19 protein-coding genes and 1 pseudogene are annotated in these 18814 nt (G+C 62.1%); 8 read left to right on the forward strand and 12 right to left on the reverse strand.

Annotated features, from left to right (window positions below; translation table 11 throughout):
* Positions 1-151 precede the first annotated feature (151 nt).
* Genes A5692_RS04530 through A5692_RS04540 form a run of 3 tightly spaced genes read left to right on the forward strand, consistent with a single transcriptional unit; the run spans position 152 to position 2202 of the window.
* Positions 152-766 carry a TetR/AcrR family transcriptional regulator gene (locus A5692_RS04530; RefSeq protein ID WP_067920433.1) on the forward strand — a complete coding sequence of 205 codons (615 nt, stop codon included), beginning with the start codon at positions 152-154 and terminating at the stop codon, positions 764-766.
* Complete coding sequence (locus A5692_RS29365) at positions 759-1220, forward strand: nuclear transport factor 2 family protein (RefSeq protein ID WP_067920435.1); 462 nt, start codon at positions 759-761, stop codon at positions 1218-1220. Before A5692_RS04530 ends, A5692_RS29365 begins: the two co-directional genes overlap by 8 nt.
* Positions 1221-1227: 7 nt before the next feature.
* Positions 1228-2202, forward strand: coding sequence for an SDR family NAD(P)-dependent oxidoreductase (locus A5692_RS04540; protein ID WP_068052679.1), 975 nt, complete (start codon positions 1228-1230; stop codon positions 2200-2202).
* Between the two features lie 125 nt (positions 2203-2327).
* Here the strand turns inward: A5692_RS04540 and A5692_RS04545 are convergent, their stop codons facing one another.
* The 3 genes from A5692_RS04545 to A5692_RS04555 form a co-directional block, all read right to left on the reverse strand.
* Positions 2328-3092 carry a FadR/GntR family transcriptional regulator gene (locus tag A5692_RS04545; protein WP_067920439.1) on the reverse strand — a complete coding sequence of 255 codons (765 nt, stop codon included), beginning with the start codon at positions 3090-3092 and terminating at the stop codon, positions 2328-2330.
* A 93-nt stretch (positions 3093-3185) separates the two neighbouring features.
* Positions 3186-3785, reverse strand: a complete 600-nt coding sequence (locus tag A5692_RS04550) for a TetR/AcrR family transcriptional regulator (RefSeq protein ID WP_067920440.1) — start codon at positions 3783-3785, stop codon at positions 3186-3188.
* A 13-nt stretch (positions 3786-3798) separates the two neighbouring features.
* Positions 3799-4998: an amidohydrolase family protein gene (locus tag A5692_RS04555; protein WP_067920442.1), complete on the reverse strand. Its 1200-nt coding sequence runs from the start codon at positions 4996-4998 to the stop codon at positions 3799-3801.
* Between the two features lie 225 nt (positions 4999-5223).
* Between A5692_RS04555 and A5692_RS04560 the strand changes: the two genes are divergently transcribed.
* Positions 5224-6057 (forward strand): mycofactocin-coupled SDR family oxidoreductase, encoded by an 834-nt coding sequence (locus A5692_RS04560; RefSeq protein WP_067920503.1) that lies wholly within the window; start codon positions 5224-5226, stop codon positions 6055-6057.
* Between the two features lie 66 nt (positions 6058-6123).
* On the opposite strand, the gene A5692_RS04565 is transcribed toward A5692_RS04560, so the two are convergent.
* Entirely contained in the window at positions 6124-6702 is a 579-nt protein-coding gene (locus A5692_RS04565; protein WP_255396486.1) for a TetR/AcrR family transcriptional regulator, read from the reverse strand.
* 78 nt (positions 6703-6780) lie between these two features.
* On the opposite strand from A5692_RS04565, the gene A5692_RS04570 reads away from it, so the two are divergent.
* Positions 6781-7920, forward strand: a complete 1140-nt coding sequence (locus A5692_RS04570; RefSeq protein WP_067920444.1) for an acyl-CoA dehydrogenase family protein — start codon at positions 6781-6783, stop codon at positions 7918-7920.
* A 19-nt stretch (positions 7921-7939) separates the two neighbouring features.
* Positions 7940-8719, forward strand: coding sequence for an enoyl-CoA hydratase/isomerase family protein (locus tag A5692_RS04575; RefSeq protein ID WP_067920446.1), 780 nt, complete (start codon positions 7940-7942; stop codon positions 8717-8719).
* 369 nt (positions 8720-9088) lie between these two features.
* On the opposite strand, the gene A5692_RS04580 is transcribed toward A5692_RS04575, so the two are convergent.
* Positions 9089-10261, reverse strand: coding sequence for an LLM class flavin-dependent oxidoreductase (locus A5692_RS04580; RefSeq protein ID WP_197514352.1), 1173 nt, complete (start codon positions 10259-10261; stop codon positions 9089-9091).
* A gap of 104 nt (positions 10262-10365) precedes the next feature.
* Here A5692_RS04580 and A5692_RS04585 point away from each other — a divergent pair, with 104 nt between their 5' ends.
* Both A5692_RS04585 and A5692_RS30330 read left to right on the forward strand, forming a co-directional pair.
* Positions 10366-11049, forward strand: a complete 684-nt coding sequence (locus tag A5692_RS04585; RefSeq protein WP_067920450.1) for a TetR/AcrR family transcriptional regulator — start codon at positions 10366-10368, stop codon at positions 11047-11049.
* 1004 nt (positions 11050-12053) lie between these two features.
* Positions 12054-12212: pseudogene (locus tag A5692_RS30330) on the forward strand (dehydratase); the annotation flags it as partial.
* 35 nt (positions 12213-12247) lie between these two features.
* Here the strand turns inward: A5692_RS30330 and A5692_RS27970 are convergent.
* The 7 genes from A5692_RS27970 to A5692_RS04615 form a co-directional block, all read right to left on the reverse strand.
* Positions 12248-12544, reverse strand: a complete 297-nt coding sequence (locus A5692_RS27970; RefSeq protein ID WP_082962357.1) for an SDR family oxidoreductase — start codon at positions 12542-12544, stop codon at positions 12248-12250.
* A 334-nt stretch (positions 12545-12878) separates the two neighbouring features.
* Entirely contained in the window at positions 12879-14093 is a 1215-nt protein-coding gene (locus tag A5692_RS04590) for an LLM class flavin-dependent oxidoreductase (protein WP_082962358.1), read from the reverse strand.
* 387 nt (positions 14094-14480) lie between these two features.
* A complete protein-coding gene (locus A5692_RS04595) occupies positions 14481-15302 on the reverse strand; it encodes an enoyl-CoA hydratase/isomerase family protein (RefSeq protein ID WP_068052682.1) in 822 nt (273 codons plus the stop codon).
* A 65-nt stretch (positions 15303-15367) separates the two neighbouring features.
* A complete protein-coding gene (locus A5692_RS04600; RefSeq protein ID WP_067920457.1) occupies positions 15368-15652 on the reverse strand; it encodes a cytochrome C oxidase subunit IV family protein in 285 nt (94 codons plus the stop codon).
* A gap of 3 nt (positions 15653-15655) precedes the next feature.
* The gene (locus tag A5692_RS04605) at positions 15656-16267 is read right to left on the reverse strand and encodes a cytochrome c oxidase subunit 3 (protein ID WP_067920459.1); all 612 of its coding nucleotides are present in this window, start codon (positions 16265-16267) and stop codon (positions 15656-15658) included.
* Between the two features lies 1 nt (position 16268).
* The gene (locus A5692_RS04610; RefSeq protein WP_156764325.1) at positions 16269-17033 is read right to left on the reverse strand and encodes a hypothetical protein; all 765 of its coding nucleotides are present in this window, start codon (positions 17031-17033) and stop codon (positions 16269-16271) included.
* Positions 17034-17168: 135 nt separating this feature from the next.
* On the reverse strand, positions 17169-18317 hold the full coding sequence (locus A5692_RS04615; protein WP_197509139.1) for an ABC transporter substrate-binding protein: 1149 nt from the start codon (positions 18315-18317) through the stop codon (positions 17169-17171).
* Positions 18318-18814 lie beyond the last annotated feature (497 nt).

Genomic DNA, 18814 nt, shown 5'->3' on the forward strand with positions numbered 1-18814 from the left:
TTTCGTACGGCTATGGCGCCGCCCGTATAGCGTTGTTACTATAGCGCTGATATATGGATTGGCAAACTGTACTGATCATCTGGAGGAGCCGATCGTGACAGCTGCGCGAGCCAGGCACGCCCGAGCCCCCCTCAGCAGGGACGCCGTTGTCATGGCGGCGTTGCGGATCACTCACGAAGAAGGGCTCTCGGCGCTTACCGTGCGGCGGTTGTGCGCCGAGCTGTCGGTCGGAGCGCCGACCGTCTATTACCACGCGGGCAGCATGCAGGAGCTGTACGAATTGGTCAGTGACGCTGTCATAGCTCAGATCGAGGTTCCCCTCGAGGGTAGCTGGCAAGACAGGGTGATCGACCTTGTCGCGCGGACCCGCGCCATCTTCGCCCGCCACCCCGGAGTTGCCGCCTTCGTCAACGGTCATCACCCTCTGCCAGCGGCGATCGGACTCGCCGACGCAACCATAGGCATACTCCTCGAGGAGCTCGACCACTCGACAGCCTTGACCGCCTACCACGTCATCACCGTCTACAACATGGGGCAGATGCTCATCGACGGTGCAGAGACGGCGTCGAAAGGGCGGCCTGTCAATCCCACGTTCCTGCCCCACGGAAAGTCGCCCGCGCGCTATCGCTCCTTATCAGAGGTCCGTTCGGTAACAGGACATCTCGACCCTGGAGATACCCACTTGCAGGGCTTGCGCTGGATCCTGTTCGGCGCCCGACACAATTCGCGACTCCCCGAAGAGGAAGGCACATTAACTGGTGACTGAATCAAACGCGCGCCGAGACGAGCTCATTGGGGTTGCATGGGAACCATGGCATCTGTTCAGCGAGGGCAAAATTGACGAAGGCCTGAGTCTGCTGTCCGATGACGGAACGTTCTGGGAAGTGTCCAGCCGCGAGTCGCGCCCCATGCCTGAGATGAAAACCTTTATCGCGCAATTGCTCTCGATCGTTCCGATTCGCTTCACCTTGATCGATGCGATCGTGGAGGGCAACCGGGCCGTGCTCCTGGCGGAGAGCGAGGGCCACATCGACGCCAACGAGTATTACCGGAACGCGTACTCCTTCGTCGTGCGGGTCGATCCCGCCTCCGGGCAAGTCGTCTCAGTACGCGAATACAGTGACACATTGCATGGCTTCAAAGTTCTGGTGCCCGTTCTGCGGCGGGCAAGCATCGCAAGAAATGAAACCTCGAAGTCGGCCGAGGTCATCGAGAGCTGAGGGAGCCATGACGGAAGTGCGTTTCGATGGCCAGGTCGTGATCGTGACGGGCGCCGGACGAGGTATGGGCAGAGCGCATGCGCTGCTATTGGCCGAACGCGGAGCCACTGTCGTGGTGAACGACGTGGGAAGCGGCATGCACGGCAGCGGCAGCGATACTGGCCCGGCGGACGACGTCGTCGCCGAGATCCAAACCAGGGGCGGCAACGCGATCGCGAATTTCGACGATGTGTCGACGTCTCGCGGATGCGATGCGCTGGTTGCGGCGGCGGTCTCCGAATTCGGTCGGGTGGACGCGGTGCTGCACAACGCGGGGGTGTTCACGTTCACCCCGCTGGCGCAAATTCACGACGGCACCTGGGACCATATCCGCAGCGTCTCGCTAGACGCGTCGCTGTTCCTGACTCGCGCAGCGTGGCCGCACTTCGTCGCGCAGGGCGGCGGGTCGGTTCTCTACATCTCTTCCGGAGCCGGCCTGGACGGGTCGCCGACACTCGCGCATTACGGTGCGGCCAAGACCGGAATGATGGGTTTGGCCCGCGTGGCCGCCCACGAGGGCGCTTCGGCCAACATCCGCGCCAACGTGCTCGCCGTCGGTGCGCATACCCGGATGACCGCCCATATGCTGAAGGACAGCCCCAACCTGGAGAAGTTCTGGGAGAACTATTATCGCCCGGAGCTGGTCAGTGCCGCGGCGGCGTGGCTGGTTCACCCCGACTGCACGGCGAACGGCCGGTTTTACGAGGCGATGGGCAGCCGAGTAGCGAGGTTCGACTACGTCGAGTCACGCGGTCTGTGTCACCTCGATCTCACAGTCGACGATGTGCGCGACCACTTCACAGAGATCGATAAATTCGGAGACCTCGGGAGCAGCCACGTGTTCGAGGACCAGGTCGCCTACGGCGAGTTCCTCATGAAACTTCATATCGAAATGGGCGCCACGCCGCCGGAACCCGACGCCGTTATGCCGCAACAAGTGTGAACCTCGGGAAACCCGAGCTTCACCATCTGGAAGCGGCTGTTATGGCGATGAGAATTCATGAATATGGAGTCTCAAGGGCGTCGGCATGATCAGTTTTCTCGAGCACCTGCCGGTCTGATGGGGGCTCATTCGAGCAGGTCGACGACTGAACCCGCGACCCCGGAGCTGCGCAACCGGGCGCTGGTCGCAAGAATATGCTTGCGCCACAGCGCTTCCGCCCCGGCCGCGTCCTTATCCGCGATGAGTTCGACGACCTTCGTGTGAGTGCGGGTGGCCGCCGCCGCACTGGCGGCCGACGAAGGACTCGAACCGCCGTTGTCATCGACGTAGCTCTGCGTCGCGAGCTCGATGATGTGGCGGATCACATCGCTGAGGACCGCGAGCGTCTGATTTCCCGCCATGTCGATGACCAACCGGTGGAACTCGTTCTGCAGTTCGAGCAGGTGCCCGGGGTCCACGTTCACGTCGCGCTCGGCGGTCACCGCTTCGCGCAGGCGTTTCAAGTCGTCGGCGCTCCGATTGCGCGCGAGCATCGCAACACAGGGTCCCTCGATGGCCGCGGCTGCGGTGAACACGTCCGCGGTCGTCGCCTGGCGGTACTCCAGCAGCAGTCCGGCGTAGTGAGCGGCCTTCTGCACGCGCGGCACGCTTACCTCGATGCCGCCGCGCGAGCCTCGTTTGACGACGACGAGCGACTCGGATTCGAGCACCCTGATCGCCTCGCGTAGCGTGGGCCTTGAAACGCCGAACTGGTTGAGCAAATCTGCTTCACTAGGCAGCACGTCCCCCTCGGTGAGCTCGCCGCGGATGATTCTCCGGCGCAGCTGGCGTGCGATGACGTCCGCAGCGCGTCCGACGGGCTCGCCATCGCCCTTTACCTTCACCGGCATCGCTCTACTTTAAACACCCGGCTCTTGATCGATGGGTAGGCAGGGCGGCTCTGAGCAGCGCGCCCCTCCGGTCCATCGCCTCAGTGGCGGGCTTCAGCCGCGTACCGCCGTCAATCCCTCCCACAGCGCGTCGATGATTTCCCGCTGGGCGGCCGGCGACGGCGGTTGCCGGCCCGGGGCCCGGATAGTCCGCATGTACATGACGCCGATCAGCGCATCTGCCGCCCATCGGACGTCCGCATCGGGCGGTAAAAGCCGCTCCCGTACGGCGCTTTCCAACAGACCCACGAGCCGCTTACCCGCCTTGGCGATCACCTTGTCCTGGAATGCGGCGTAGAGCTCCGGGTGCCGCGGAGCGTCCGCGATCAGGCGCAGCTGAATAGACAGCATCTCCGGTGCCATGACCCTACCCAGGTGCGCGACGATGGCGTCGAGCTCGGCTCGCACGCCGGCCTCCGGTCGCGGCCGCGGCCACTCGATGAGCCGCTCCAGCGTGTCGAGAATCAACGCATCCCGATTCGGCCACCGCAGCAGCAGGCTCGGGCGGGCGACTCCCGAACGGCGCGCGACGCCGCGCATGCTGAACCCCTCGAACCCGCGCGCGGCCAGTTCCTGCTTGGCCGCGGCGTAAACACGGTTTTCCGTCGACGGATCGCGGGGCCGCCCCGGAGCCGATACCGGGTGGACGTCCATGTCAGGCTCCTGGCTATTTCAGCAAGGCCAGCCCGTTGTCGCGCAAGAATTCCCGGCGACGCGTCTCGTCGAGACCCTCGACCTTTAGATACATCTCGGCCGGCTCGCGCAGCCCCTCGGCGTGCGGCCAGTCGGACCCCATGACAAGGGCCTCGGTTCCGCCGAGCGCCTCGACGAGCTTGACCGTGTCGTCCTCGGGGTAGGGTACGACGTTGACGTGTCGCTTGAAGATCTCGCTGGGCCGTTCGGTGAGTGGCCCTCCGAGCCACGGGCCCAGCCGCGCCATGCCGCGACTCTTGTCCATGTGGCTGATGAAGTGAGGAATCCACGCTGCACCGTGCTCGCTGACCAGAACCCGAATGTCGGGGAACCGCCCGAAGAGGTTGTCGAAGATCAGCGCTGACAGGGTGTCGGTGATCGGCCGCTCACCGTAGGTGTTCTGCCACTGCCAGGCGGAGAACTGGAACGGCGGCCCCATCTTCCAGCCCCACTGCGAAGCGACGTGCTCCTGATAATGATTCTCCGAAATGTGATAGCAAATCACCGCTTTCGCTTCGTTGATGCGAGCCCAGAAGGGGTCGAAGTACGGGTCACCGGGACTACGGCCGTACGCCGGTCCGGTGCACAGGTAGATGAAACGCGCTCCGGCATCGAGGACCCGATCGAGCTCGGCGACCGCGCGGTCGAGGTCGCGCAGCGAGTTCAGCGCCGGCGCATAGATGGTGTCTTTGTAGTTGAATCCCCAGTCCTCGTCGATCCACTTGTTGAACGACTCGAAGTTGTCATACAGCGGATCGATGCCGTCGAGGAAGGGCTCCGCCAGCAGCGCCCAGCCGCCCGGATACATGATGGACCGCTCGATCTGTTGCTCAGCGAGCTGTTTGATCCGCGCGTCTCTGTCGAGGTACTCGATCTGGACCGGCTCGAAGAACCGTTCGGCGTCGGCGGCGTTACCCGACGCTCGCTGCTTGAGCATCTCGACCAGCGAGCCCGGAACGTAGGCCTTGTCCGGGTCGGTCTCGAACGCCGTAACAATGCGCTCGTTGGCGAGAAGCGCCTTGCCGCCGGTCGGGGTATCGATCAGATGCACCGCGGTGTCGAGCTTCTCCTTGGGCATGAATCTGGTGAAGCAGTCCTTGGCCTCGTAGGAGTGCTGATCGAAGTCGACCAGCTTGTAGGGCAGTGGACCGACGGTGTCCTGTATCAGGGCCATCTCTCGTCTCCATCCTTGGGGTGTAGCTCAATAATATACCGCATTGGCACTTAATCACGCCAGATCGAACTTCGGTGCCCGAACCGTTTGATTCAGAGTCGTAGCACTTGCCAGTAGTTGACAAGTGTGTCGAAACCCACATAGCGTGACCAAGGCGGCCTGAACTACGGCGATCGGCGGCGCAGCTCACGCAGAGCTCATTACAACGAAGTGAGGGACAAAACCATGGGCAAGTTGGACGGCCGCGTTGCATTCATCACCGGCGCGGGTCGGGGCCAGGGCCGAGCTCATGCGGTGCGACTGGCCGAAGAGGGCGCTGACATCATCGCCGTCGATATCTGCGCCGACCTTCCCACGGTGCCGTATCCACTGGCCTCGATCGACGATCTCGAGCACACCGCGAAGCTCGTGGACGAGGCCGGGACACGCGCCGTCACCAAAGTTGCCGACGTGCGGGACATCACCGCTCTGCGCACTGCCTTCAACGAAGGTGTCGCCGAACTCGGTGGGCGCATCGACATCGTGGTGGCCAACGCGGGAATCATGCACTTCGGCGACATGGATGAGAACCACGAGAACGACGACGCGTCGTGGGAACTCGCGGTCGCCGTCCTGCTCGGGGGGGTGCGCAACACCATCAAGGTGGCCAGGCAGCCCTTGATCGACGGCGGGCGCGGCGGTTCGATCATCATCACCAGCTCGGCTGCCGGACTCAAGGGCATGTCCGACGGAAACGGTGGCCCGGATGGCTACGTGGCGTCCAAGCACGCCGTTGTCGGGCTTATGCGCACCTATGCCAACCTCCTTGCCCCGCACAACATTCGGGTGAATACGATCCATCCGACCGGCGTGATGACTCCGATGATCATGAATGACTCGTTCGTCGCGTGGGTGGCGACCCATCCGGAGATCGCCGACCGGATGACCAACCCGATGCCGGTGCCCGCACTCGACCCCAGGGACGTCAGCCATACCGTGGCCTTCCTCGCCTCCGACGAGGCGAAGTACATCACCGGCGTGACGCTGCCTGTCGACGCCGGCTTCAACGCCCGGTTGTAAATCACTGAACTGCAACCGATATGGCGGGGACTTCGCCGTACCCGCCATGCCTCGGTGGCCGCAACATCAAGCCTGCAAACCAGCAGTTAGGATGGCCGCAAGTTCGCGGTAAGCACTCGCATCGTCGAGACCCAGCTCGCGGCGAACCGCACCCCGCTGTATCCGGACCATCATCGTGGCGGCCATGTCGGCGGCGAACACCGCATGTACCGGTCGGAACTCGCCGGCCGCGACACCTTCGCCGACCAGTTCCGACACGCGTCGCGTCGCGATGCGCATGTTTCTGGCGTATACCTCCCGAGCCGCGGCGTGGGAGTTGACGTCCGCCATGAATGCGTCTGAGGCGACATCCAGCGCGGCGCCCACGGCGGACAGGTAGGCGGTGATCCGGTCGCGAGCGCCCGTCGCGGCGGCGACCTCGCGTTCGACGTCCTCGGTGGCTCGACGGAAGAAGTGGACGACCACGGATCGGATCAGCTGCTCGCGACTGTCGACCAGCTTGTACAGCGTCGACTTCGAGCAGCCGCAGTGCGTTGCGACGTCGTCGAGGGTGAGGTCAATGAAACCGCGAGTCAAGAACATCTCCACGACGGCGTCGAATAGTTCGGCGTGGCGGTCGACGTTCGAAGGAGGCCTGCCGGTCACCACCGAATGATACTGCGAAACAGACTATAGTACGGTTTTGCGTATCGCCCCGCCGAACGATGGACGAGAGGAGCTCGTATGCCCGTCGACCGGCTGTTGCCCACCGACGAAGCCGCCGAACTGATCGCGCTCGCCCGTGACGTCGCCGACAAGGTGTTGGAGCCGATCGTCGACGAGCACGAGAAGAACGAGACGTATCCCGAGGGTGTCTTCGCACAATTGGGCGCGGCGGGCCTCCTGAGTCTGCCGCAGCCCGAGGAATGGGGTGGCGGCGGCCAGCCGTTCGAGGTCTACCTTCAGGTGCTCGAGGAACTCGCCGCGCGCTGGGCCGCCGTCGCGGTCGCAGTCAGCGTGCACAGCCTGTCGTCGCACCCACTGCTGACCTTCGGCACCGACGAGCAGAAGCAGCGCTGGCTCCCGGAGATGCTGTCGGGCAACCAGATCGGCGCCTACAGCTTGAGCGAGCCGCAGGCCGGTTCCGACCCGGCCGCACTGCGGTGCGCCGCGAAGGCGGACGGTGACGGATACATCCTGAACGGGTCTAAGTCGTGGATCACACACGGTGGTGTCGCGGACTTCTACACGCTGTTCGCACGCACGGGTGAAGGTTCAAAGGGCATCTCGTGTTTCCTGGTGCCAAGCGAGCTGGACGGACTGAGCTTCGGCAGACCCGAGGAGAAGATGGGTCTGCACGCCGTGCCCACCACATCGGCGTTCTACGACAACGCCCGCATCGACGGCGATCGGCGCATCGGCGCAGAGGGCCAGGGCCTGCACATCGCTTTCAGCGCGCTGGATGGCGGGCGGCTCGGCATCGCCGCAGTCGCCGTCGGCCTGGCGCAGGCCGCACTCGACGAGGCCACCCGATACGCCAACGAACGAACGGCCTTCGGCCGCAGGATCATCGACCACCAGGGGCTCGGTTTCCTACTCGCCGACATGAGCGCCGCGGTGGTCAGCGCCCGCGCCACATATCTCGATGCTGCACGCCGACGCGACCGCGGCAGGCCGTACGGCGCACAGGCTAGCGTTGCCAAGCTCGTCGCCACAGATGCCGCGATGAAGGTGACGACGGACGCCGTGCAGGTATTCGGCGGCGCCGGCTATACCCGCGACTACCGCGTGGAGCGCTATATGCGTGAGGCCAAGATCACGCAGATCTTCGAGGGCACCAACCAAATTCAGCGGCTCGTTATCGCGCGCGGGCTAGCCGACTGAGCGGGGAGGGCAGTACACCATGGACGAGTACACGACGATCACCGCCGACGTATCCGGACCCATCGCGCAGATCGCGCTAAATCGCCCGTCAGCGGCGAACACCATGAACCTCACCATGACCGAGGAACTGGCGGATGTCGCGGCTCGCTGCGCCTTCGCCGGCGTCAAGGCTGTTCTGCTGACAGGTACCGGCCGATTTTTCTGCGCGGGAGGCGATCTCGGGGACTTCTCGACAGCGCCCGATCCGGGACCGCACATCAAGAGGGTCGCGGATGCGCTGCACCGCGCGATGTCGACGTTCGCACGGATGGACGCGATCGTCATCACCGCTGTCAACGGTGTAGCCGCCGGCGCGGGAATGTCACTGGCAGCCAGCGGCGATCTCGTCGTGGCCGCCCGGTCGGCTTCGTTCACCATGGCCTATACCAGGGTGGGGTTGAGTCCGGATGGGAGCGCGTCCTTCGTTCTGCCGCGCCTCATCGGGTTGCGTCGCACGCAGGAGTTGATGCTGACGAACCGCACGCTGAGCGCAGATGAGGCACTGCAATGGAATCTGGTCAATGAGGTGGTCGATGACGATCGACTCGAGGCGCGGGCGACCGAACTTGCCGCGACGATCGCAGGCGGCTCAGCGGGCGCTCAGTCGTCGGTGAAGAAGCTGCTGCTCGCCACATGGGGTAGCGGGCTCGAGGAACAGATGGAGGCCGAGGGCCAGTTGATAGCGCGGAACGCCGCCAGCGCGGACGGCATCGAAGGCGTCGACGCGTTCGCGGCGAAGCGCGCCGCGCGATTCGCCTGACAGACAAGAATCCCTGGCGGTGGTGGACGAACGGCGACGTACTTCGCGCAGCGGGTGGGTCGTAGTCATTTCGCCACCCGGCCGTCGGCGTGTTGTCAACCCGTCTACTGCAGAGTGCGACTGTCCGACCGGTCCTGGCTTCAGCTGATCATCGACCAAATGTTGCACCGGTGAGGATCTGCAAACGCTGGACACCATTCGCGGCACCGGCCCGGCGGGAGGCACAGGTCGGCCCTGAGCCGACGAAAGCCAGCCTCCACACATCCCGTGGTGCAGACGATCGGCCTGAGCCGACGGATCGAGGACGGTTTCGAGGCCCTTCACGAGGCTCGTGTCATGAAGGTGTTCGTCGATCCGACGCAGTTAATGTCACACCAACGATGCGAAACCTGGTGCATCCGCATCGACTTCGACGCCCTTGATCATGCCCACCAACCGATTGATGGCACGCCCGGAGGATTCCGCGTACTCGATACCGCACAGCGCGTTGAAGTTGCAGATCATCACATCGGTGACGAAGCCGGAATCTAGATACGGGGACAAGCGCTTCATCACCTGTTCGGGAGTGCCGACGAAATTGACCTTGTCGACGGCCTCCTTGGGCACCTTGTTGCACGAATCGAGGACATAGTCGCGGTCGTACCACGGACACATGGCGTCACGGGAGAAGATCCAATCGTAACCCCACGGATGCTGGAGGCCCCACTTCTTGAAGGTCGCGGTAGTTGGCGTGTACGCCAGGGTATTCCACCTGATGAACGGATGGTCGCGCAGCTTGTCACAGGTCGCCTCATCGTCGTCGACCACGAGGAATACCAGCAGTGCGATCGCGTGTGAATCGGGGTCACGGCCCGCGCGCTCGGCATGATCGCGGACGATCTTGACCTTGTCGATGAACGATTGTGGGTCGTCCTCGGTGTGACCCGGCGCGGCGGTGATCCAGCCGTCCGCGACGGCACCGGCCAAGTACAGGTTGTCTGGACTCCCGCCGGCAACCCAGAACGGTGGTGGTTCAGCGCCGTAGGGACCCAGATCGAACTTGGCGCGCCGCATCTTCCATACCCGGCCGTCGTAATCGACCTCTTCGTTCGTATCCAGGAACGATCGCATGATGTGCGAGGCGTCCCACAGCTTGTCATTGGCCCCTTTTCGCGCGATACCGTAGGGCTTCATCTGCTTGTTCTCGCCGTTGGCGAGGACCATCGTGATTCGGCCCTGCGTCGCGTGATCGAGTGTCAACAGCGTCTGCGCCAACACGTTTGGCGCGCGTCGAACGACGTCGACGGGACCATAGAAGAACTTGATTTTCGAGGTCTTGGCGGCGGCGGCAGTGATCAGCGTGCCCGGCTCGTAGAAGGCGTCGAAGGACGGAATGTACTCGGCAGCCGTGGTGATGTCGGGCGTCCACAGACAAATCGGATGGCTGAAGCACATCTGATCGCCATAGATCACCCAGTCCATCCCCGCGGCCTCCGCCTGCACGGCGCTCTCGATACACCGATCGAAGGGCGGATACATCGCTCCATAGGCTCCCACGCGCATGGTTGACCTCTCTCCGACAATATTTACGTACTGTGTACACAAATATAGATCGGTTGGGTACGCCCTGTCTGCAGTTCGCGGCATTCGCCAGGTAGATTGAGCCGATGACGTCAAGAGCCGACGACTCGCCCGCGACCGCGGCTGAGGCTCCGCGGCGGCGCGGCCGACCGACTCGCCGCAGCGGCGTCGCTGACCTCAGCCACGCTGAGATCATCCAGGCATCACTCGAATGCGTTCGCAGTGACGGACTGAAGGCGCTGACGATACGCAAAGTCGCTACCCTGCTTCAGGTTTCACCGATGGCGCTCTACCAGCATTTCCCAGACAAGAGGCGGTTGAACGAGGCGGTCGTCGACGCTGCGCTCAGCGAAGTTCGACAACAACCCCGCGGGGACGAGCCGTGGACCGATTGGCTGGTGTCCCAAGCGCTCGAGTCGATGCGGGTGTTCCAGGTCTATCCCGGCACGGCCGCGCACATCTTGGACCACGGGATCTTCGGTTACGGGCACCAATCCATGCGCATTGCCGACCAGATCTTTGCCGTGCTCCTCGAAGCCGGGTTCGATCAGCGCAGCGCGTTAAAGATCTACACGACCTGCCTCTGCTTCGTCGCCGGTCTGATCCACACCAATGTCGAACTGCCCGTTGGGATCTCGGCGAGGGAATTTCCGGCTATAGGCGCACTGACGCGGCAAGCCGTCAAAGGCTTGGACGCAGAACACATCGCTGAGTACGGCTTGCGATGCCTCCTGACCGGCGTGGCCGCCGCCTCTATCGAGAGTACTTGAGTGACCTAACGTTCCGTCAAGCTCGCCGTCATCACCGTCGTCACCGTCGTCACCCACTCACCCGAGGTCATTGCCCCAATGTGGGACGGTCGCCGCGAACCCTATCAGGTCGCAGCCGCACGCGCACTTGGATGGCGTAGATGTGCGCGAATAGTTCTGTTGTCGCCGTTGATGTTTCCCGCAATTAGGGCGACCATCAACGAGTAGACATCGATGCTCGACGTACAGGAACGACCAACCCAGACGCCAGCCAAGTTGCCAACACGCCTGCGCCGCCCCCAAGCATCGCGGGCAGAAACTGCGAACGCGGCAACGCCCCGAATGGGAGTGCCGGATCAAGCTGGTACGAAACCGCTTGAAGCTGAGCGCCCTCGTGTCGTAGGACTGCAGCGTCATCGACTGTATCGCGACGGCTGATACCCCGTAGTCGCCTGCAGGGCATTCAACTCGTCGGTGCCGATCCACCTGATCCATGCCGGCATCGATACCCGCTAGGTTAGTGGCTCGATCCGCACATTCAGACGTACACCATGTTGTCGGGCCTGCCCGGGCTTGATTATGTCGGCGAAGTTCGGATCGAGCCTTGCAACGAGGGCTCATCGATCACTTGGGGCGCAAGCTTCGCGCCGCGAATCCCGGGCACGGGCAATCTCATCCGCCTCGCGATGAGTATGGCCATCGGCCACACGGCAAGCGCACTTACCCGAGAAGCAGATCGCCGGGACAGCACGTCGCAATGAGCCGTCAAAGGTGTCGGGCGACCAGTCGGACGCGACATTCGTGTGTAGCGAGGTAGCGACCGGCCCAGGTCACCGAAAACCGTAGACCGAGGCGTAATACCCCATACCGCATACGATCACCGTGGATACAGACCGGCTTATCTCCATCGACCGCTAGCAGGCAAGCCAGGCTGTGAGCTCACGGGACAAGGCCGCCATCGTCGGGGATTTGCAAAGATTGCAGAGTTCGCAAAGGCGATTGGCAGCGCTCATCCGGACCACTTCATCGCTGCGGACTCAGTATCGCCGGCAACGTTTTTAAAGGCATCTGCACACTGGGCGCCTGAATCCGCCGACGTCTTACGCGCCGTGCCGTTAGATCTGATGACCGCAGTGCACGCAGGCCAGGAGTTTGTCTTTCACTGCGAACCACCTTGCGCGGGAACAGAACTGACAGGACCGATGCGACTCGAGACGGTTCAAGTCAACACATCTACGGCGGGCCCACGCCCCGCAACGGCCTCGGCGAGCCTGCGTCGTTCAGCAGGATCGGTCAGGTCGGCGGCAATCACCTCGACGCGAATACCTGTGGGGGCAAGTTCATCGGCCAACTCACGCAATCTCGCCTCGCGATGAGCGATCAAGGTGACGCCGAAGCCGCGCCGCGCGAGCGTGCGGGCGATTTCCGCGCCGATACCCGACGATGCCCCGGTGACAAGACATGTTCCGGCGGCGGCGGTGGCAACATAATGGGGCGCAAATGTACGCACATACATTAATCGGCTGGCTGGCCAAACGCGATATTGCCGTTAAGGAAGCCTTCCCGGTCGGGAAATACTGATCGATCGACGAGTTCGACGAGCAGCCTGTCCCGAGTCGCCGTGGTAGGCGAAGCCGAACAGCACAGCGTCGACAATCGCGCCGGCAACGCATGGAAGACCGTACTTTTCGAGCTCCGCCGATTCTGCGATAATGTCGTCCGCCAGTATCCCAAGTGATGTATGGGCCGTGATCCATCGCCCCACATCGTGCCCGGCACCGCTGCAGCCGGTGCCCGACAGAATCGTCGTACCTGGAAACTCAGGGATTCAGCCACTTTGGGATTCGACGTCAGCTTGGCACAACCGCATTGGCCAAGCCGACGTAGCCGATGCCTGCTGGCGGCCCATCTGATCGCCTGCCGCGCAACGCAGCAACCAACCGACCCATATTTGCCGCTGAATCCATTGCCAGGCTGAGATCGCCCGCCGGAGCGTGATCGAGCAGGATCAGCTCGTCGATACCCGCTTCAACGTAGGCCTTGAGCCGGTCGGCGGCTTCCTCCGCGGTCCCACTCACATGCGCGACATCCTTGACCGCTTGCGGCGATACCTTGCGCGCCTCGGTGTACCACTCGGCTTTCGTCATCCGTTCAGGAACCAGGTGGCGCGCGTAGCCATAGTCGGGGCCAGCTGGATGTGTGAAACCATGCTGATCCCAGTCGCTTCCGCGAGCGCAGCCGTAGATGTATGCGTTCCATCGCATGTAGTCGGTCGCAGATACCCGGTCGATGATCTCGGGATCGTCGTGCATCAGCACCATGGCAACCGCAGTGAAACCCAGCATCTCCGGATCGCGTCCGTGACGCTCGGCGGCTTCGCGAACCTTCGCAATGTCATCGGCAACCTGTTCCGGGCCGCCCTGACAGAAGGAGGGGATTACCGTCATCATTCCGTCATAGCATTCACCGATGATGTCGATATTGTCGGACGACGAACCGCAGGCGGCGTAGATACGCGCTGTATTCTCACCGTATTGAGGAAGGTCGATTATTCCGCCCTTCATCGAGTAGTTTTCGCCGTTGTAGTGAATGGGTTCGCCAGGCCTATCAAGAATTGCGCGGATAATGCGCGACGCGTCATGGAACTTTGCCGTAGCACCGACACGTGAGTGCCCATACTGAAGGGCATTCTTGGCCTCGGAAACGCCAAGCGCGACTGTCGCCCGGCCGGCGGAGAGATGGTCGAGTGTGAGAATCTGTTGCGCCAGTCGAGTCGGGGAATTGCGGAGGGTATCGATGGCCGCGATCGTCAGTCTGATCTTCTCTGTCTGGGCTGCAACAACGCCAGCCAGCATCAGCGCGTCGAAGAAACCGTGCTGGTGCTTCCACATCTTGGCGATCTCGAGTTCATAGAACGCGTCGCTGGGAACATTTCCCGAGATCTGGTCGGTGAACGCGACGACATCCAAGCCGAGTTGTTCACACGCGATCGCCTGATTCACCGAATCGCGAACAGGCGCAAAACTACCCCCATAGACGCCTACCTTAACGGCTTTCCCAGTCACAGACGACTCCTAAACAGTTGAGATTCCGTCCCCACCCGTGGCGGGCAGGTTTTCAGATCGCACATCAGCTTGCACCGTTGCGCCTGACACGCTGTGATCGGCGATCACGGAGCGCATATGTATTGTTTCCACAAACCTTTACAGCGCCAAGGTTGAATTTGCGTACGCCGCAATGACCGGTTATCTCGGATGGTGGCATGCCGCTGACAACACTGCAGCACTTGCCGATTCGATTCACTGGCGATCTCATGATGGGACGGTCAGCGAGATCCGGTGCTGCGCGGTTAATCCTCTGCCTTGTTTCGACCTTCGACGCCGAGATCGCGGAAGCCTCCATGTCAGTACTCTGGGCGGCGAGCAAGACGTCGACATGCCAGTAGCGACAACTCATTGTTGCGTGGACTGGCGAGCTTTTCGCCGTGCTATCGAAGCCCGCAACTCGGGCCGGTAGTTCGAAAGAACCTGAGCATCTGTTTCGCGTCGCACTGTAGACGTCAGATTGCCACTCTCCAGGCCGGTGAGTAAGAGTTCCTTGGTCGCTGCCAACGCCTCGGCACTGTGGTTACACAACTCGATGGCAGCCCGCAACGTCGCGTCGTCGACGTCCTCGTCGGGCCACACCTCAGCTGCCAGGCCCGCGGCCAGTGCGCCCGCGGCGTCCAGGTTGTGTCCACGCAACATCAGATCGGCGGCGCGGTTCATACCGACGACTCGAGGCAAGAGAAAGCTAATGCCCATCTCAGCCGCGAGCACGCCTAGGCGGGTCTGCGGGAGGCTGAATACTGCGGATTCTCCGGCAAATACGATGTCTGCGCCCAACGCCAATGCAAATCCTCCGCCGATGGCGGGTCCGCGAACCGCTGCGACTACAACGGCGCGGCATGCACGCAACCTCAACGGTATGTCGGCGAGCCTGTTCATCTGATCGACCAGAGCTGCTGCCCCGCCACGGCTTTCGGGATCGCCATCGTAATCGTTCATGTCGAAGCCCGAGCAAAATGCAGGTCCAAGCGACCGAATGAGTACGACTCGATGAGCGCAGTCAGACGCGAGAAGATCGAGGGCGCCGTGGATACTTTCGATCGCAGAGTCGTCCAACGCATTGAGCCGGCGCGGACGGTTCAGGGATATTCGCAAGACGCCGTCGTTGGGGACATCGACGTCAACCCCGTCATCGGTGGAAGCATCCTCGGAGGCGTCGAGCGTCAACCGCTCTCCTTACTGTTGGTGATATGGCATGACTCACCGATTCATGACACGCCAGCGGTCACGGCTCAGGTGACGAGCCACGCAAAGCTGATCAGCACCGCCGCCACCCCGACCCCCCACGATTCATATAGCAGCCTTAAACCGATTGGCGCAGACCTCAACTCCATAAAATCGAGGAGCACCCACCGCACCTTGACGAAGGCGAGCACGATGACCTGTGTCCAGATCAGCGCTTGTCCCTCGCTCAGCACCGTGCCGCCATGGCCGACCGTGAGCCAAAAGGCCACTAGTGTGACGACAAGCAGCAACGCGAACGACACGGTTGCTCGTTGGCGCACAAGTTCCTTCATGATTCAGCCCCTCAGGTAGAACAGCGCGAACAAGACGATCCACAGGAGATCCACCATGTGCCAGTAAATTCCACAGGTCTCGATGACCCCGAAGCTCTTGGAGTTTGGACCCGCGCCCGGGGTCAACCTACGTATCCTCCGTCGCATGTAGACGAGCACGCCGATGCCCACCGAGGCGTGCAGCAAGTGAACAAACGTCATGACGAAGAAGAACATGAAGAAGTCGTTGGTGCGGGGAGTGATTCCCTGCGACAACTTGGTCCCGTACTCGATGAGCTTCAGAACCGCAAAAGACACGCCCAATGCCAGACCGCCCCTGGCCAGTTTGTCGGCCAACTCGAGCGCGGTCTTACGCGCCGCACTGATCGCCAACACCACCAGCCACGAACTGGTCAGCAGGATCACGGTGTAGGCGAGGCCGAACGCCGGTATCACTTTGGCCTGAGCGGCGTGGAAGGTTTGATAGTTATCAGCGCGATACCAGCCATAGATTCCGAACATCTCGGCAAAGATGAGCATGTCCAGGATCACGAAGACCCAGATCCCGGGTTCACCCGGAACACGCCGCAGTCCCCTACGACCCTTGACGCTGACGCCGGAAGTTGTTGCGCTCATGTCAGATCCCCGCGGCCGACGTGATGCGAACCGATTCGACTTCGACCTCATTGCTCCGCAGCGGGTCGGCGGACGATGCGCCGGCGAGGGCCTCCTGTGCCCGTGGGAGCCGCCGCACCTGCATGATGGCCAGCACCAGCACCCAGACGAAGAACGATGCGCCGGGCACCCAGAACGTCACCAAGCCGTTGTAGCTGAACGGGCCCCTGTAGTAGAAGACCGATAGCGCTGAGAACACTTCGAGTGCGGATGCCCACAGTGAGAAGTAGCCGGTCCAGCGTGGGAACATCGTCTGCTTGTTCGTGTCACTGAGGATGGCGAACCCGGTGACCAGCTGCCACAACATGAATGGCGGCCAGGGAATCAGGAACAAGAACCACATGAGATCGAAGAGCAACTGGGTGGTGTCCGGCGCAAGTGTGCCGACCCGAAAAGCCATCGCCGATCCGACGACGCCAAACAGCATGCCGATCAACGCGCCTGAAAAACCCGCCAGGATGAGAACGCCGGCGGCCAGCGGTGATGAATTCGCGTATTTGCGAATTTGATAGGCCAGCGTCAGCGACCATGTGAGTAAGAACGTCAGGCCACCGACGAGGACCAGCAGCATACCGATCAAGATCTGATATTTGATGTCCGATAGGTGCGCCGCCAGTTCGCTGGGTTTCGTCGAGGGCGACCAAACAGGTAGCAAACCCGAAGCGCCGAAGCCTCCGCCGCAGATGATCACCCAGGCTATACCCGACCAAGCGCCAAGCCATTCCAATCGCCTGTCATAACTGTCCGGATCTAGCCGCCTACTCGAAGTCATTTCCAGCCCCTCGCTTCGTCGGGAGTGCTGCGAGGTGTCGCGGCCACCGCGGCGCATGCAGGGCGCCAATGTGAGCAAGAAAAGGGTCTGTCAATCCGCGGCGAGCACATTTTTTCCACTTACGACCGTGCGCATGGTGATGTAGTCGCCCTTATAACCGCGATGGTCGTAGTGACCGAAGGAGATGTGGTTGCCGGGGCCGCCGACGGCGGCGTCCAACCTCCGGATTTTCTCCAAGCTTTGGCGCAAGCCGTACCGCGAATGCGGCTTCGCCGTTGCCAATCCATGGGCCACCACGTTGCCCATGTCGTATCCCTGCGCGGTGTAGCAGTGCACCGGCCGTCGCCCAAACCGCTTCTCGAAACGGTCAAGCATGGACGTGAATGTGATGTTCCGTTCGTCGAACTGATCGACGCCGACCCAACCTTCGAAGTTGTCGATCAACCCGGTGTACTGAGAAAGTCCGTCAATGGTGCCCATGAAGATCGACATGGTGATGCGTGCAGCGGCGTAGCCTTCGGCAGCAAGCTTCTGAGAAGCGCCGAGCACCGAGAACGCATTGGCACCGAATCCCACGTACATGTAGGCCTCGACAGCGGAGTTACGCATCATAGTCACTGCGGCCGCGGCGGTGTCGGCGTCGATGAACGACCCGACGCGCACGTCTGCCACAAATGATGCGTCCCGCTCGTGAGCGCGCTTCTTCATATACGTCGTGTATTCGTCGCCGAGAAGGTTGTCCTCGCGGATGACACCGAGCTTGCGCGCACCGGCTACGTCGACCGCGTGGTCCACCATCAGAATCGCCTCGTCACAGAAGGTCCCGTTGGGAGTCAGGAATGTCCACGGACCTGCGAGTTCCAGGCCGCCGCACATCGCGATGAACGGGATCCCGACCTCTTCCACGTAGGGATTGATGACAGGCACATTCTCCGACGTGTGGGGGCCGATGATGGCGATCGGTGCGAACTCCCGCACCGTGCGCTCGACCGCGTCCAAGATCGTCGTCGCCCGCGCGTAGGGCAAACCCTCGACCTCGACGACCTTCAGCTCCACCGGGCGGTCGAGTAACCCGCTCTGATGCGCCTCGTCGAAGGCGAGTTGAGTGGCGTCGTATTGATCGTAGAGCGGCTGCAGACCGACTCCCCAGTCCTGGATGATCGCCACGCGGTGCGGTTCTCGGGTGCCCGAGTTGACCTTCGGCAAGCTGCGCGAAATTCCGTCTGGATAGTCGACCACGTGCCACTCCATCGTTCACGGGCGGTGTCAGCTGACCGTAGAAATTATCGACGCACTTGTCAAGTGTGTGCTGTCGGTCATCCCGCCAGTCGATGTAAGACGCTGCGGCGATCGATGTGGCAAATAGAATGATGGAATCGACCTGCTTGTCGAGTACCGTGCCGGCTGCGCTCCGCGAGCGACACCTCCGAAGGTGGACACACACGTCGGCAGAGCCCGATCGATAGTTCGAGTTGGTGCTCACAGGGCCGTGTACCCGCGGTTCGACCTCGCATCGAGATGACGCTCGAGGCTGAGCGCGCAGAATGAATTGAGGGTGGGCCGTCGTCCCCACCAAGACTCATAGAGTCATATTGTTGCACTGATTCTGGGTAGTCAGGTGGTCAGCGATCCCCTAAAGTCGACGCAGATGCATCTCAGCAATCGGCCACGGAGGAACGGAGTGTGTGACGCGAATGAACGCAGAGCAATGCGCCGCCCGATGAGCGGCGAAGCAG

The sequence above is a fragment of the Mycobacterium sp. E342 genome (assembly GCF_001667665.1).
Classification (GTDB): domain Bacteria; phylum Actinomycetota; class Actinomycetes; order Mycobacteriales; family Mycobacteriaceae; genus Mycobacterium.

What these genes read in the sequence shown, in the direction of transcription:
- A5692_RS04605 (WP_067920459.1), bottom strand. Translation starts at nt 16,267, where the DNA reads ATGAGCGCAACAACTTCCGGCGTCAGCGTCAAGGGTCGTAGGGGACTG.
- A5692_RS04555 (WP_067920442.1), bottom strand. Translation starts at nt 4,998, where the DNA reads ATGGCCCTGATACAGGACACCGTCGGTCCACTGCCCTACAAGCTGGTC.
- A5692_RS04560 (WP_067920503.1), top strand. Translation starts at nt 5,224, where the DNA reads ATGGGCAAGTTGGACGGCCGCGTTGCATTCATCACCGGCGCGGGTCGG.
- A5692_RS04540 (WP_068052679.1), top strand. Translation starts at nt 1,228, where the DNA reads ATGACGGAAGTGCGTTTCGATGGCCAGGTCGTGATCGTGACGGGCGCC.
- A5692_RS04530 (WP_067920433.1), top strand. Translation starts at nt 152, where the DNA reads ATGGCGGCGTTGCGGATCACTCACGAAGAAGGGCTCTCGGCGCTTACC.
- A5692_RS04545 (WP_067920439.1), bottom strand. Translation starts at nt 3,092, where the DNA reads ATGCCGGTGAAGGTAAAGGGCGATGGCGAGCCCGTCGGACGCGCTGCG.
- A5692_RS27970 (WP_082962357.1), bottom strand. Translation starts at nt 12,544, where the DNA reads ATGTATGTGCGTACATTTGCGCCCCATTATGTTGCCACCGCCGCCGCC.
- A5692_RS04585 (WP_067920450.1), top strand. Translation starts at nt 10,366, where the DNA reads ATGACGTCAAGAGCCGACGACTCGCCCGCGACCGCGGCTGAGGCTCCG.
- A5692_RS04550 (WP_067920440.1), bottom strand. Translation starts at nt 3,785, where the DNA reads ATGGACGTCCACCCGGTATCGGCTCCGGGGCGGCCCCGCGATCCGTCG.
- A5692_RS04580 (WP_197514352.1), bottom strand. Translation starts at nt 10,261, where the DNA reads ATGCGCGTGGGAGCCTATGGAGCGATGTATCCGCCCTTCGATCGGTGT.
- A5692_RS04575 (WP_067920446.1), top strand. Translation starts at nt 7,940, where the DNA reads ATGGACGAGTACACGACGATCACCGCCGACGTATCCGGACCCATCGCG.
- A5692_RS04600 (WP_067920457.1), bottom strand. Translation starts at nt 15,652, where the DNA reads ATGAAGGAACTTGTGCGCCAACGAGCAACCGTGTCGTTCGCGTTGCTG.
- A5692_RS04570 (WP_067920444.1), top strand. Translation starts at nt 6,781, where the DNA reads ATGCCCGTCGACCGGCTGTTGCCCACCGACGAAGCCGCCGAACTGATC.